This window comes from Streptomyces lavendofoliae, from assembly GCF_014649735.1.
In the GTDB taxonomy this organism is placed as follows: domain Bacteria; phylum Actinomycetota; class Actinomycetes; order Streptomycetales; family Streptomycetaceae; genus Streptomyces; species Streptomyces lavendofoliae.
The window spans coordinates 40148-54452 of record NZ_BMTP01000015.1; the positions used below are offsets into that span (position 1 = coordinate 40148).

Annotated in this window: 13 protein-coding genes; 3 read left to right on the forward strand and 10 right to left on the reverse strand. The window is 71.9% G+C overall.

Features of this window, described 5'->3' with window-relative positions; translation table 11 throughout:
• Window positions 1-458 precede the first annotated feature (458 nt).
• Both IE109_RS25610 and IE109_RS25615 read right to left on the reverse strand, forming a co-directional pair.
• Window positions 459-1784, reverse strand: coding sequence for a class I SAM-dependent RNA methyltransferase (locus IE109_RS25610; protein ID WP_189553700.1), 1326 nt, complete (start codon window positions 1782-1784; stop codon window positions 459-461).
• A gap of 72 nt (window positions 1785-1856) precedes the next feature.
• Window positions 1857-3905 carry an APC family permease gene (locus tag IE109_RS25615; protein ID WP_189553701.1) on the reverse strand — a complete coding sequence of 683 codons (2049 nt, stop codon included), beginning with the start codon at window positions 3903-3905 and terminating at the stop codon, window positions 1857-1859.
• Between the two features lie 481 nt (window positions 3906-4386).
• Between IE109_RS25615 and IE109_RS25620 the strand changes: the two genes are divergently transcribed.
• Together IE109_RS25620 and IE109_RS25625 are read left to right on the forward strand one after the other, a co-directional pair.
• A complete protein-coding gene (locus tag IE109_RS25620) occupies window positions 4387-5055 on the forward strand; it encodes a potassium channel family protein (RefSeq protein ID WP_189553702.1) in 669 nt (222 codons plus the stop codon).
• Window positions 5055-5732 carry a potassium channel family protein gene (locus tag IE109_RS25625; RefSeq protein ID WP_189553703.1) on the forward strand — a complete coding sequence of 226 codons (678 nt, stop codon included), beginning with the start codon at window positions 5055-5057 and terminating at the stop codon, window positions 5730-5732. The genes IE109_RS25620 and IE109_RS25625 overlap by 1 nt, the downstream gene beginning before the upstream one ends.
• 442 nt (window positions 5733-6174) lie before the next feature.
• Here the strand turns inward: IE109_RS25625 and IE109_RS25630 are convergent, their stop codons facing one another.
• The 7 genes from IE109_RS25630 to IE109_RS25660 form a co-directional block, all read right to left on the reverse strand.
• Entirely contained in the window at window positions 6175-6969 is a 795-nt protein-coding gene (locus IE109_RS25630) for a DUF3159 domain-containing protein (RefSeq protein ID WP_189553704.1), read from the reverse strand.
• A 3-nt stretch (window positions 6970-6972) separates the two neighbouring features.
• Window positions 6973-7371, reverse strand: coding sequence for an OB-fold nucleic acid binding domain-containing protein (locus tag IE109_RS25635; protein WP_189553705.1), 399 nt, complete (start codon window positions 7369-7371; stop codon window positions 6973-6975).
• A gap of 33 nt (window positions 7372-7404) precedes the next feature.
• Window positions 7405-8091 carry a response regulator gene (locus tag IE109_RS25640; RefSeq protein ID WP_189553706.1) on the reverse strand — a complete coding sequence of 229 codons (687 nt, stop codon included), beginning with the start codon at window positions 8089-8091 and terminating at the stop codon, window positions 7405-7407.
• On the reverse strand, window positions 8088-10661 hold the full coding sequence (locus tag IE109_RS25645) for a DUF4118 domain-containing protein (protein ID WP_189553707.1): 2574 nt from the start codon (window positions 10659-10661) through the stop codon (window positions 8088-8090). The genes IE109_RS25640 and IE109_RS25645 overlap by 4 nt, the downstream gene beginning before the upstream one ends.
• A 262-nt stretch (window positions 10662-10923) precedes the next feature.
• A complete protein-coding gene (locus IE109_RS25650; RefSeq protein WP_189553708.1) occupies window positions 10924-11685 on the reverse strand; it encodes a DUF3710 domain-containing protein in 762 nt (253 codons plus the stop codon).
• Between the two features lies 1 nt (window position 11686).
• Entirely contained in the window at window positions 11687-12199 is a 513-nt protein-coding gene (gene dut, locus IE109_RS25655; protein WP_189553709.1) for a dUTP diphosphatase, read from the reverse strand.
• The gene (locus tag IE109_RS25660) at window positions 12199-12774 is read right to left on the reverse strand and encodes a PaaI family thioesterase (protein WP_189553710.1); all 576 of its coding nucleotides are present in this window, start codon (window positions 12772-12774) and stop codon (window positions 12199-12201) included. Before IE109_RS25660 ends, dut begins: the two co-directional genes overlap by 1 nt.
• A 58-nt stretch (window positions 12775-12832) precedes the next feature.
• Here IE109_RS25660 and IE109_RS25665 point away from each other — a divergent pair, with 58 nt between their 5' ends.
• A complete protein-coding gene (locus tag IE109_RS25665; protein ID WP_189553711.1) occupies window positions 12833-13318 on the forward strand; it encodes a DUF3093 domain-containing protein in 486 nt (161 codons plus the stop codon).
• A gap of 43 nt (window positions 13319-13361) precedes the next feature.
• Here the strand turns inward: IE109_RS25665 and IE109_RS25670 are convergent, their stop codons facing one another.
• Window positions 13362-14300: a hypothetical protein gene (locus tag IE109_RS25670; RefSeq protein WP_189553712.1), complete on the reverse strand. Its 939-nt coding sequence runs from the start codon at window positions 14298-14300 to the stop codon at window positions 13362-13364.
• Window positions 14301-14305 lie beyond the last annotated feature (5 nt).

Sequence of the window (14305 nt, forward strand, 5' to 3'; positions counted from 1 at the left end):
CCGCCGCGATCAGGAACACGGGGCTGCCCCCGCAGAAGGAATCTTAGAGGCCGGGACTGACACCGGGAGAAGGAACCGAACTTGCACCTGACGACCGACTCCGCATCTGACCAGCGGAAAACCCAGTGATCGCGCTGGGAAGGGCAAGCTCTGCCACGAATCGCATCTGGGGCTGCCCAATTGCGGCGAAGCTCCCGGGAGGGAGGCAAACCGCGAAGGGCAGACATCCACTTCAGCCGGTGGGCATGGCGATGAGTCTGGCCGCTGCTCATGCAGCAAGCACACAGCCGCTGCTGTAGGGGCCCCGCAGCCGCGCTGACGAGGCTGTCTGGGCCGCACCGCCCCCCTGACACCCCATCAGAACGAGCGTCAAATGAGCGTCACGAGCGTCAATTCAGCGTCAAGATATCGCCCGTAACGCCCACAACGCACATAATGCGCACGCACAAAACCGCAGGTCAGGAGCCCTTTGCGGCCGGTTCAAGGATCGCGACACACTCCACGTGGTGCGTCATCGGGAACAGGTCGAAGGCCCGCAACGTGCGGACGCGGTAGCCGGCTTCAGCGAAGTAGGCGAGGTCGCGGGCCAGGGCGGCCGGGTCGCAGGCGACGTAGGCGATGCGGCGGGCGCTCAGGCCGGCCAGGTGCTTGACCGTCTGCTTGCCCGCGCCCGCGCGCGGCGGGTCCAGGACGACGAGGTCCACCTCGGTGATGCCGGTGCGCGGGAGGGCCTGCTCGACCTTGCCCTGCTCGATGCGGACCCGGTCGAAGTGCTGGAGGTTGTGCCGGGCGTCCTCCACCGCGCGCTTGCCCGACTCGATGCCGAGGACCGCGCCCTTGTCGCCCACCCGGTCGGCGAGGGCGCCCGCGAAGAGGCCCGCGCCGCAGTAGAGGTCCAGGGCCGTGTCGCCCTTGCGGGGCAGCAGGCCCTGCATGACGGCCCGCACCAGGGTGTCGGCCGCCTGGGGGTGGACCTGCCAGAAGCCGCCGTTGCCGACGCGGTACGTGCGGTCGTCGGCGCGCTCCCGTACGAAGGGGCGCCCGTGCACGCGGTGCACTCCCCCGTCCTCGGCGACCCGCAGCACCGAGGCCGGCCTGTCGAGCTCCACCAGCGGGAGGCGGGCGCCCGGGCGCGGGGTGAGGACGACCTGGCGGTCCTGCGAACCGGTGGCGGCGATGGCGTCGACCGACTCCATGCCCGACCAGTCGCGCTGCTCGACGCCCAGCTCGCTGACGCCCGGCGCCGCGATCAGGCACCGGTCGATCGGCTGGACCTCGTGCGAGCGGTGCTTGCGCAGCCCCGCGTGCCCGTCGGCGTCCACGGCGTACTGAACGCGCGTGCGCCAGGCCGGGACCTGGCCCGCCGGGACCTTGTCGCCCTCGGCGGGCACGACCGTGCCGTCCCAGCCGGCCTCCTCGGGCGTCAGGCCGGCGAGCCGCTTCAGCTGCTCGGCGACGACCTCGCCCTTCAGCCGGCGCTGGGCGCCGGGCTTGGCGTGCTGCCAGTCGCAGCCGCCGCACTTGCCGGGTCCGGCGTACGGGCAGGGCGCCTCGACCCGGTCCTTGGAGGCGTCCAGGACGCGTACGGCGTCGGCGCGCAGGAAGCGGGAGTCCTCGTTGCCCTCCGTGACGCGCACGACGACCTTCTCGCCGGGCAGCGCGTGCCGGACGAAGAGCACGCGGCCCTCGTCGGTGCGGGCGATGCAGTGGCCGCCATGCGCGACGGGGCCGACCTCGACCTCGTACTCCGCCCCGACGAGGGAGGACTCGGGTGCGTTCTGCATGAAGGGGTGACTCCAAGGGATGAGAGGGGGCTGCCAGGAGGCGGCAGCCCTCCAGTCTACGTGCCGTAGGGGTCAGCTCTTCGCCGTCGGCTCCTTGGGACGTTCCACGGCGGGGCCGCGGCGCACCGAACCGGGCGCGTTCCACTCCTGGCGCTTCTTCGCCCGCCGCTTGGCGAGCTCGGAGGACTGGAGCTGGTACGGCACCGAGGTGACCATCACACCCGGGGTGAACAGCAGCCGGCCCTTGAGGCGCAGCGCGCTCTGGTTGTGCAGCAGGTGCTCGTACCAGTGGCCGACGACGTACTCGGGGATGATCACGCTGACGGCGTCGCGCGGGCTCTCACGGCGGATGTTCTTGACGTACTCGATGACGGGCCGGGTGACCTCCCGGTACGGGGAGTCGAGGATCTTCAGCGGGACGTTGATCCCGCGCCGCTCCCACTCCTCCCTGAGCGCCTTGGTCTCGGCGGGGTCGACGTTGATGCTGAGCGCCTCCAGCTTGTCGGAGCGCATCAGCTTGGCGTACGCGACGGCCCGCAGCGTCGGCCGGTGGACCTTGGAGACCAGCACGATGGAGTGGACGCGGGACGGGCGGACGGTGTCGTCGCTCGGCTCGTCGGGGGCCGCGATCTCATCGGCGACCCGGTCGTAGTGCTTACGGATCGCGGTCATCGTCCCGTAGAAGATGACCATGCCGAGCAGGGCGACCCAGGCGCCGTGGGTGAACTTCGTCGCCAGGACGACGACCAGGACCAGGCCGGTGAAGAAGGCGCCGAAGGTGTTGATCGCCCGGGAGCGGACCATGCGGCGGCGGCGTGCCGGGTCGCGTTCGGTGCGCAGGTGGCGGTTCCAGTGCCGCACCATGCCGGTCTGGCTGAGCGTGAAGGAGACGAACACGCCGACGATGTAGAGCTGGATCAGCTTGGTGGAGTCCGCCCCGTACATCCACACCAGCAGCATGGCGGCGCCGGCGAGGAGCACGATGCCGTTGGAGAACGCGAGCCGGTCGCCGCGCGTGTGCAGCTGGCGCGGCAGGTAGCGGTCCTGGGCGAGGATCGAGCCGAGGAGCGGGAAGCCGTTGTACGCGGTGTTCGCCGCGAGGAACAGGACGAGCGCGGTGGCCGCGGCCAGCAGCACGAAGAAGAACGTGCCGTCACCGAAGACGGCTGCCGCGACCTGCGAGATGACCGGGTTCTGTACGTAGCCCTCGCCGACCGGCACACCGTCGCGGACCAGGTCGTGGGCCGGCTGCTCGGCCATCTTGACGTCGGTGGCCATGGCCAGGCCGATGATGCCGCAGAACATCGTCACGGCCAGGCCGCCCATGAGGGCGAGGGTGGTCGCGGCGTTCCTGCTCTTGGGCTTGCGGAAGGCGGGGACGCCGTTGCTGATCGCCTCGACGCCGGTGAGCGCGGCACAGCCGGAGGAGAAGGCGCGCAGGAGCAGGAAGATCAGGGCGAAGCCCGCGAGACCCTCGTGTTCCGGCCGGATCTCGAAGTCGGCGGTCGGCGCCTTCATCGTGTCGTCGAGGACGATTCCCCGGAACGCGCCCCACGCGATCATGATGAACACGCCGACGACGAAGACATAGGTGGGAATCGCGAAGAGCTTCCCCGATTCCCTCACACCCCGCAGGTTCATGAGGGTGAGGACGAGGATTATCGCTATGGCGGAGAAGACCTTGTGTTCGACGACGAAGGGAATGGCCGAACCGAGGTTCTCGACTCCGGAGGAGATGGATACGGCCACCGTGAGCACGTAGTCGACGAGGAGCGCGCTGGCGACGGTGAGGCCGGCCTTCGGGCCGAGGTTGGTGTTGGCCACCTCGTAGTCCCCGCCGCCGCTGGGATAGGCGTGGACGTTCTGCCGGTACGAGGCGACGACCGTGAACATCAGGACCACGACGGCGGCCGCGATCCATGGGCTGAAGTGGTACGCCGACACACCCGCGATGGAGAGGACCAGCAGGACTTCTCCCGGCGCGTACGCCACCGAGGAAAGCGGGTCGGATGCGAAGACGGGGAGCGCGATGCGTTTGGGAAGAAGGGTTTCTCCCAGCCTGTCGCTGCGCAGCGCCCGGCCGATCAGGATCCGTTTGGGCACGTCGGTCAGTTTGGACACGCAGAGGATCGTAAGCGCTCGAAATGAGCCCCGCCCACCCACCACCCCTGGTTGCACCAGAAACTTGCACTCCCTTAACGCGGACTCCGCCGGAAGGCCGTGGGGCGGGTCACCGATCCGCCCGCTCCACCTCCTCCCGCCCGCCGTTCGCCGTCCCTTCACCTCCGCTTCGGGCTCTCTTCCTGCGGGGTTCCCGCTCGGCGGCGCGTTCCGGTCCTTACGCTTCTCCGTGGTCCGTACGCGGTGCGCCCCTGGTTCCGGCGGCAACCGGGCGGACGGCGGTGGCGTCCCTCACGGAGGGTTCCGTACCGGTGGGTGGCCGAAAGGAGCCGCGGACGCGTCGGCCGCCTCGGATGAGGGCAACAGCGCACCAGCGGCATAAGCTCGTGATCGGGCAACACCGCACGCAGGCTGAGAGAGAAGAGTGAGCAGGGTGTTTTCGCAGGTCAGCAAGATGACCAGGAGTGCGGGGTAAGCAGACGTGCACATCGTCATCATGGGCTGCGGGCGAGTGGGAGCCGCACTCGCGCAGACCCTGGAACAGCAGGGCCACACGGTCGCCGTGGTCGATCAGGACCCCACGGCCTTCCGGCGGCTGGGCTCCGGGTTCGGCGGACGGCGCGTCACCGGCGTCGGGTTCGACCAGGACACCCTGCGTGAGGCGGGGATCGAGGAGGCCGGGGCGTTCGCCGCGGTCAGCAGCGGTGACAATTCCAACATCATCGCGGCGCGGGTGGCCCGGGAGATGTTCGGCATCGAGAACGTCGCCGCCCGGATCTACGACCCCCGGCGCGCCGAGGTGTACCAGCGCCTGGGCATCCCCACCGTCGCGACGGTGCGCTGGACCGCCGACCAGATGCTGCGGCGGCTGCTGCCGTCCGGCGCCGAGCCCCTGTGGCGGGACCCGAGCGGCGGCGTCCAGCTCGCCGAGGTCCACACCTCCCCTTCCTGGATCGGGCACAAGGTCAGCCGGCTCCAGGAGGAGACGGGCGTACGCGTCGCCTTCCTCACCCGGTTGGGCGAGGCGATCCTGCCGACGTCGCAGACGGTGCTGCAGGAGGGCGACCTGGTGCACGTGATGATGCGGACGGACGAGATCGAGAAGGTCGAGGCGGCGTTCGCCGAAGGCCCTGAGGAGGGCGGTCACTGATGCGGGTGGCTATTGCGGGCGCCGGCGCGGTGGGCCGTTCCATCGCGGGCGAGCTGCTGGAGAACGGGCACGAGGTCCTGCTCATCGACAAGGCGCCGACCGCGATCTCGGTGGAACGGGTTCCGCAGGCGGAGTGGCTGCTGGCCGACGCGTGCGAGATCACGTCGCTGGACGAGGCCGCGCTCCAGCGCTGCAACGTGGTCATCGCGGCGACCGGCGACGACAAGGTCAACCTCGTCGTCTCCCTGCTCGCCAAGACCGAGTACGGGGTTCCCCGGGTGGTCGCGCGGGTGAACAACCCGAAGAACGAGTGGCTGTTCAACGAGTCGTGGGGCGTCGACGTCGCCGTCTCGACCCCGCGTCTGATGTCGGCGCTGGTGGAGGAGGCGGTGAGCGTCGGCGACCTGGTCCGGCTGCTGCGCTTCAGTCACGGCGACGCCAACCTCGTGGAGCTGACGCTGCCGCCGGAGTCGGGGGTGGCCGGTACGTCGGTGGGCGACGTCGCCTGGCCGCAGGACACGTCCCTGGTCACGATCATCCGCGGGTCGCGCGTGCTGACGCCGAGCGCCGAGGAGACCCTGGAGGCCGGCGACGAGCTGCTCTTCGTCGCGGCCCAGGCGCGCGAGGAGCAGCTGGAGGACCTGCTGTCGGTGCGCCGTGAGGACATGGCCGACTGACGCGTCGCCGTACGGCGGCGGCTGCTGCGTACGGCTTGTACCGCCTCGCTGAAGGGCCCGGAACCGGCACGGTTCGGGGCCCTTCGCCGTGGGCGGCCGGGCCTGTGCCGGGTCGGGCGCGGTGACGGGTGGCGGTCACGCGGGCGCGGTGCCGGGTAGCGGTCACGCGGGCGCGGTGCCGGGTCGGGCGGGCCGGGCGCGGTGTACCCCGGGCCGGCGCGGCATACGCGGGCCCGTCGTGCGGGACGCGGGCCGGGCTGCGTACGTGGGTGGGCGGCCCGCGCCGCCCGCCGTACGTCGCCGGCGCGCCGACGGCGTACCGGGCGCGGCGGCGTACGCCCGGGCACCCGCCCGGTGCGGCACCGCCGCGGCTTGCCCTGCGTGGCCGGGGCACCCGCGGCGGCGTACCCGATCGCGTCCCGCCCGGACGGGCGGGGCGGGGTCAGAGTTCGTCGTGGGGCTGCGGGCGGGCGGCCCGGGCCGCGGCGGCCTTGCGCTCCTCCTCGGCGCGCTCCTCCGCCTCCATCTCCGCGAACACGTCGATCGGCGGCGGCGCCTTCGCCAGGAACATCCACGTCAGGTAGACCGCGAGCAGGAACGGCGGGATCTTCAGGGCGACCAGCACCCAGCCGAGCTGGGTGGTGTCGGCCCACCAGTACAGCGGGAAGAGGATCGCGCACTTGGCGAGCAGGATCAGGCCCCACGCCCAGCTGGCCTTGGCGTACGCCTTCTTGCGGCCGGGGTTACGGGTGCGCCAGGAGAGGTTCTCCTTGAAGACCGGGCCCAGCATCAGGCCGATCAGCGGGACGCCGGCGATCGTGGTGGCGATGTAGGCGATCGCCAGGCCCAGCGTGTAGAGCATGCCGGGCAGGTAGAAGTCCTTGGCGTTGCCGGTCATCATCGCGAAGACCACGCCGAAGGCGACGCCGAAGACGCCGCTGAAGGCGTGCTTCACGGTGTCGCGGCGGATCAGGCGGACCGCGACGAGCAGCAGGGAGACGCCCAGTGCCGCGATGGCCGAGAGGTGCAGGTCCTTGTTGATCGTGAAGATCGTGACGAAGAGCAGCCCGGGGAGGACGGTCTCCACCATGCCGCGTACGCCGCCGAAGGCGTCGAAGAGGGCCGCCTCCGTCACCGCCTTCGCGTCGTGCGCGCCGTTCGCGGGGTGCGCGCCCTGGGAGGCGTCGCCCCGGGGGGCGTCTGGGTCGGTGGTGGTCGGCTTGTCGACTGACGTCACCGGCTACTCCTGTCCGAGCGGTCGGAGTTCGTATTTGGGGTTGAAGAGCACCCTGCGCCCATGGCTCATGGAGATCCGGCCGGAGGCGATGAGCTTGCGGCCGGGCTCTATGCCCGCGATGGAACGGCGGCCCAGCCACACCACGTCCAGCGGGGCCGTGCCGTCGAAGAGCTCCGCCTCCAGGGCGGGGACACCGGCCCTGGGGCGCAGAGTGACCGTCCGCAAGGTACCAGTCACCTTGACTATCTGCCGGTCGTCACAGTCCGAGATACGGGTGCACCCCGAAGCCTGCGTGTCCTCCCGGAGCTCCTCCGACTCCAGCTCCCCCTGGGAGCTGGACAGCCGGTCGAGCATCCGGCGGAAACGGCCGGTCTGCTTCTCGGTTCGCGGTGCAGCACTCATACAGAAAGCGTACCGGCCCCCACTGCCGGGGAATCAGCGCTCGAACCGGTACCCCATGCCGGGCTCGGTGATGAAGTGCCGCGGGTGCGAGGGGTCCGCCTCCAGCTTGCGCCGCAGCTGGGCCATGTAGACCCGCAGGTAGTTGGTCTCGGTGCCGTACGAGGGTCCCCACACCTCCTGGAGCAGCTGCTTCTGGCTGACGAGCCGCCCGCCGTTGCGGACGAGCACCTCCAGCAGGTGCCACTCGGTGGGGGTCAGCCGGACGTCCCGGCCGTCGCGCTGGACCTTCTTCGCCGCGAGGTCGACGGTGAAGCCGGCGGTCTCGACGACGACCGTGGCGTCGTCCCCGCCGCCGACCGGCTCGGCCCGCCGCACGGCGGCGCGCAGCCGCGCCAGCAGCTCGTCCATGCCGAAGGGCTTGGTGACGTAGTCGTCGGCGCCCGCGTCCAGGGCCTCGACCTTCTCGTCGGAGGTCTGGCGTGCGGAGAGCACCAGGATCGGTACGCGGGTCCAGCCGCGCAGTCCCTTGATCACCTCGACGCCGTCCATGTCGGGCAGGCCGAGGTCGAGGATCACGACGTCCGGGTGGCGGCCGGCGGCCAGTTCCAGCGCGGTGGCGCCGTCGGGCGCGGCGTCGACCTCGTACTTCCGCGCCTTCAGGTTGATCACGAGGGCGCGTACGATCTGCGGCTCGTCGTCGACCACGAGCACCCGCGTCATGGGGGGCCTGCTTTCTCCAGTGGGGGGACGTGGGGAGCGGCGGCGGGGACTGCCGCCTTGAGGGTGAGCACCATGGTCAGGCCGCCGCCCGGGGTGTCCTCGGCCGTGATGGTGCCGCCCATCGCCTCGACGAACCCGCGCGCGACGGCGAGGCCGAGGCCCACTCCGGCGCCGCGCGGCGCGTCGCCGTAGCGCTGGAAGGGGGCGAAGATGCGGTCCTTGGCCTCGTCGGGCACACCGGAGCCCCGGTCGACGACGCGCAGCTCGACGCGGTCGGCCATGGCGCTGGCGGACACCAGGACGGGGGCGGCGCCGAGTCCGTACTTGACGGCGTTCTCGACGACGTTGGCGACGGCCCGCTCCAGCAGGCCCTTGTCGACCTCGACCATCGGGAGGCTCTCGGGTATGTCCAGCTCGGCGCTGCCGTCGGGCACGCCGCCCAGCGCCATGGGGACGACCTCGTCGAGGTCGATGGCGCGGATCAGCGGGGTGACCGTGCCGGTCTGGAGGCGGGACATGTCCAGGAGGTTGCCCACCAGGTGGTCGAGCCGGTCGGCGCCCGCCTCGATGCCTTCGAGGAGCTCGGCGCGGTCCTCCTCGGACCACTCGACGTCGTCGGACCGCAGAGACGACACGGCCGCCTTGATGCCCGCGAGCGGGGTACGCAGGTCATGGCTGACGGCGGCCAGCAGCGACGTGCGGATCTTGTTTCCCTCGGCGAGCTTGCGGGCCTCCTCGGCCTCGCCGACCAGCCGCTGCCGGTCCAGCACGACGGCGGCCTGCGCGGCGAACGCGCCCAGCACCCGGCGGTCCTCGGCGGGCAGGACGCGGCCCGACAGGGCGAGCGCCATGTGGTCGCCCACCGGCATGTCGACGTCGGCGTCCTCGGGGCGCGCCACGGGCCGGCGGCCGACGCTGCCGGCGCGGGTCCACGGCTCGACGTCGCTCGCGCGCTCCAGCAGCGCCACCGATTCCATGGAGAAGGTCTCGCGGACCCGTTCCAGCAGGGCGTCCAGGGCGGTCTCTCCCCCTCGCTCCGCCGGGGGAACCCCCAAGCGCAGCACGCTGCCGGCCAGGAAGGACAGCACCTCGGACTCGGCGCGCAGCCGGGCCGCCTGGTGGGTACGGCGGGCGGCCAGGTCCACGACGGAGGCGACGGAGACGGCGACCCCGAAGAAGACGGCGATCGCGACGATGTTCCTGGGGTCGGCGATCGTGAAGCGGTACAGCGGCGGGGCGAAGAACCAGTTGAGGAGGAGGGACCCGAAGGCGGCGGACGCCAGGGACGGGGCCAGGCCGCCGAGCAGCGCGGACGCCACCGTCAGCGATAGGAACAACAGCATGTCGTTGGCGAGACCGGGGTCCGCGTCGATGTGGGTGAGGAGCACGGCGAGCAGGGCGGGCCCGGCCACGCCGGTCAGCCAGCCCCAGGTGATCCGGGAGCGGCCGAGGCGCGCGCCGCGCGCGACGGGCAGGCCCCGGCCCCGGGCGACCTCCTCGTGGGTGACGATGTGGACGTCGAGGTCGGGTCCGCTGTCCCGGGCGACGGTCGCGCCGACGCCGGGGCCGAACACGTACTGCCATGTCTTGCGGCGGCTGGAGCCGAGGACGATCTGCGAGGCGTTGACCCCGCGGGCGAACTCCAGCAGCGCGGAGGGGACGTCGTCACCGATGACGTGGTGGAAGGAGCCGCCGAGGTCCTCCACCAGGGTGCGCTGGACGGCCAGCTCCTTGGGGGACGCGGACGTGAGGCCGTCGCTGCGGGCGATGTACACGGCGAGGATCTCGCTGCCCGAGCCCTTGGCGGCCATCCGGGCGGCGCGGCGGATCAGGGTGCGGCCCTCGGGGCCGCCGGTGAGGCCCACGACGATGCGCTCGCGGGCCTGCCAGGTGGTGCGGATGTTGTGCTCGCCGCGGTACTGCTGGAGGTATTCGTCGACCCGGTCGGCGGTCCAGAGGAGCGCCAGTTCCCGCAGGGCGGTGAGGTTGCCGGGGCGGAAGTAGTTGGAGAGGGCCGCGTCGACCTTGTCCGGCTTGTAGATGTTGCCGTGGGCCATGCGGCGGCGCAGCGCCTGGGGCGACATGTCGACGAGTTCGATCTGGTCGGCGCGCCGGACGACCTCGTCGGGGACGGTCTCCCGCTGGCGTACGCCGGTTATGGACTCGACGACGTCGCCGAGGGACTCCAGGTGCTGGATGTTGACGGTGGAGATGACCTCGATGCCGGCGGCGAGCAGCTCCTCGACGTCCTGCCAGCGCTTGGCGTTGCGGGCGCCGGGGAGGTTGGTGTGGGCGAGCTCGTCCACGAGGGCGACGGCGGGCCGGCGCTCCAGGACCGCGTCCACGTCCATCTCGGCGAGGGCGGCGCCCTGGAGGGTGAGCTCCAGGGGCGGTATCCGTTCCAGGCCGTCGAGCATGGCCTCCGTACGGGGGCGGTCGTGGTGCTCGACGAAGGCGACGGCGCAGTCGGTGCCCCGTTCGACGCGGCGGTGTGCCTCGGCGAGCATGGCGTACGTCTTGCCGACGCCCGGTGCCGCGCCGAGGTAGATCCGAAGCTTGCCGCGTCCCATTGCCTCATTGTCGCTGTGTGTCGTTCGACTGCTTGTGCGTAGACCTTACGACCAGGTGCCGTGGCAAATGGGACGGGGAGGTCGCTTCCCGGACCTCTTGACGGGATTCTGATACGCCCGGCCGCCGGTTCCGGCCCCGGCCGCCGGCCCGGGCCGGAACGGCACTCGGCGCCGGTCGACAGCGCGATGGGCCGCCCCCCGGTGGACGGGGTGCGGCCCATGGCGCGTGGTCCTCACGCGGTGGTGCGGCTCGGCCGACGGCTCAGCGGACCTCGGTGATCTCCGGGCCGCGCTGGAGCTGGCCCATGCCGCCGGAGAACCGCGACGTCTCCTGGTCCTCCTGCTGCACGCCCTCGGGCACCATCTGCGCGTCGTTCGGCAGCTTCAGGACGATCGGGTCGCGGGGCGCCATCGGTCCCTCGCCCCGGACCACGACGGTGTCCCGGAAGATCTGCTCCAGCAGCCCCGCGGCCTCCGGCTGCACCGCGCCCTGCCCGGAGATGACACCGCGCAGGAACCAGCGGGGGCCGTCGACGCCGACGAAGCGCACCAGCTGCACGCCACCGGTTCCGTCCGGCAGCTTGACGGGGACCTGGGCACGCAGCTCCCAGCCGAGCGGTCCCTCGACCTCGTCGATGATGCCGCCCTGCTGGGTGATGCCGGAGGCGATCTCCTCGCGGACCTCGCCCCAGATGCCCTCCTTCTTGGGCGCGGCGAAGGCCTGCAGCTGGATGGCGCTGTCGCGCAGCACCACCGTCGCCGCGACGATCGCGTCGCCCGCGACCTCGACCCGCAGCTCCATGCCCTCGACACCCGGCACGAACATGCCGCCCAGGTCCACCCGGCCCTCCTCGGGCCTGGAGACCTCGGACACGTCCCACGGACCGTCGGGCCGGGGTGCCGGCGGAAGGTTCACCCGGCGCGGCTCACCGTCCGCGTCATCAGTGCCGACCTCGTCGACGACCTGCTCGGCCTCGCCCGCTGCCTCGGCAGCGGCACCGCTCTTCTTGCGACGTCCGAACACGTCACTGTCCTTCCCGGTCGGATACGACCGAAGCGTATCGATTCCCACCCGTCCAGCCCTCCGTGGCGGCATGACCGCCGGTGGACCCGAAGCCCCCCTCGGCCCGCGCCGAGCCGGGAAGCTCCGCCACTTCGTGGAAACGGACCTTCTCGACTTGCTGAACGACCAGTTGGGCGATCCGGTCGAACCGTTCGAACCGCACGCTCTCGCGCGGGTCCAGGTTGACCACGATCACCTTGATCTCCCCACGGTACCCGGCATCCACCGTCCCTGGGGCATTCACGAGGGCCACTCCGCAACGAGCTGCGAGGCCCGAACGCGGGTGCACGAACGCCGCGTACCCGTCGGGCAGCGCGATGGACACGCCGGTGGGCAGGACCGCGCGCTCGCCGGGGGCCAGCTCGGCGGCCTCGGTGGTGACGAGATCGGCGCCCGCGTCGCCCGGGTGCCCGTACGACGGCAGGGGCACCTCCGGGTCCACGCGGCGGATCAGGACGTCGACAGGGTTGCGCATCAGGGGTTCACCTCGAAGGCGCGGGCGCGCCGGACCTGGTCGGGGTCGGCCATCGCCGCCCGGATCTCCTCCGGGCGGCCGTTGTCGATGAAGTGATCGACCTTGACCTCGATGAAGAGGGCGTCGGCGCGGACCGCGACGGGGCCCTCGGCGCCGCCGATCCTGCCCGTCGCCGTGCAGTAGATCTTCCGGCCGTGTACGGCGGTGACCTCGGCCTCCAGGTGCAGCACCGTGCCCACGGGCACCGGGCGCACGAAGTCGGTCTCCAGCCGGCCGGTGACCGCCACGACCCGCAGCAGCCAGTTCAGCGAGCCGAGGGTCTCGTCCAGCGCGGTGGCGAGGATCCCACCGTGCGCGAGGCCCGGGGCGCCCTGGTGGTCGGTCGTGACGGTGAACTCGGCGGTGATCGTCACGCCCTCGCCGGCCCGCGCCGCCAGGTGCAGCCCGTGGGGCTGTCCGCCGCCGCAGCCGAAGCAGTGCTCGTAGTGGGCGCCCAGCAGCTCGCCGGGGGCGGGCGCGTCGGGGTGCCGTACCGGCGGTATGGCGTCGGCCGGGGGCGTCAGTGCAGTGCTCACAGCGGGAGACCTTACCCGCGCGGCGGACCACCGGTCGCGCCGTGCCAAGCTTGGGTGTATGCAGCCTTCCGCAGCGGCCTCCGTCCCGGCCTCCGCCCCGCAGTACGACGAGCGTCTCACCGCTCCCCGCTCCTGGTGGCTGCTGGCCGCCCTGGTCGGGGTCGCCGGCGGGCTGATCATGCTGCCGCTGGGCACGCTGCCCATGCTGGGCGGCGTGATCGTGTCCGGCGCGCTCGCGTGCGTGGGGGTCAGTTCGTACGGCTCCGCCCGCGTCAGGGTGGTGGCCGGTTCGCTGGTCGCCGGGGACGCCCGCGTCCCGGTGTCGGCGCTGGGCGAGCCCGAGGTGCTGGACGCCGAGGAGGCGCGCGCCTGGCGGACGTACAAGGCCGACACGCGCGCGTTCATGCTGATGCGCGGGTACGTCCCGCGGGCGGTGCGTGTCGAGGTGACGGACCCGGCCGATCCCACGCCGTACGTGTACCTGTCGAGCCGCGACCCGGAGGCCCTGGCGGCCGCGCTGACCGGCGTACGGGCGCAGGCGTAGCCACCCGGCGTACGGGACGGGGCCGGAGGGCCGGCGGGGGCGGCTAGAAGCCGATCTCCTTGGGGTTCTCCGGCTGCTCCAGCGGGGGCAGCTGCGGCAGCGCGTCCCAGGGGACCTGCCGGCTCCGGAGATCCTTGCGGATGCGCTCGCCGAGCCTCTTGGTGTCGCGCCGGTTCATGACGGCGCCGACGGCCGCTCCGACCATGAACGGCATCAGGTTCGGCAGGTTGCGCACCATGCGCTTCATGATCTGCTGGCGCAGCTCGCGCTTCATGCGACCGCTGAGAGCGGTGTGGACGGTGGTGGGCTTGGTGACGTCGATCCCACGCTCCTCCGTCCAGGAGGTGAGGTACGCGGTCGCACGCTCCTTGAGGCCGCCCGGGGGCCGCTGTCCGTAGACCTCGTGGAGTTCGGCGATGAGCTTCAGCTCGATCGCCGCGACGCCCGTGATCTCGGCGGCCATCTCGGCCGGCATCGCCGGCGGTACGGGGAGCATGGCGGCCGCTCCGATACCGGCGCCCACCGTGGAGGTGGCGTTGGCCGCGCCCGTGATCAGCTTGTCGGCGAGCTGCTCGGGCGTGAGGTCCGGGAACTGCCGGCGCAGGGTCGCCAGGTCCCGGACGGGAACGCGCGGGGCGTTCTCGATGAGCCGGTCGGCGAGGTGGGCGAGGCCCGCCCTGGCGCCCTCACGGCTCCTGTGCACGCCGCGCCTGACGGCGTCGAGGCGCCGGCCCCCGGCGGGCTTCACGGCCGGTGTACCGGCCGCTCCGTCCGGCCCGGCGGGCGCCCCTGCCCTTCCGGCTGCCTCGAGCGAGGCCGAGGGGCCCCGCTCGTCGTCACGCGCGCCGGGAGGGGGCAGGAGGGCGGAGTGCTCGGCGGGCGCGTCGTGAGCGCCTGGTGCCGGGTCTGTGCCGCCCTGGTACGCCTCCGGCTTCCTGGGGAGCCGGAAGCGTCGCTTCCGAGAAGGGGTGTCGCCTGCCACGGCCG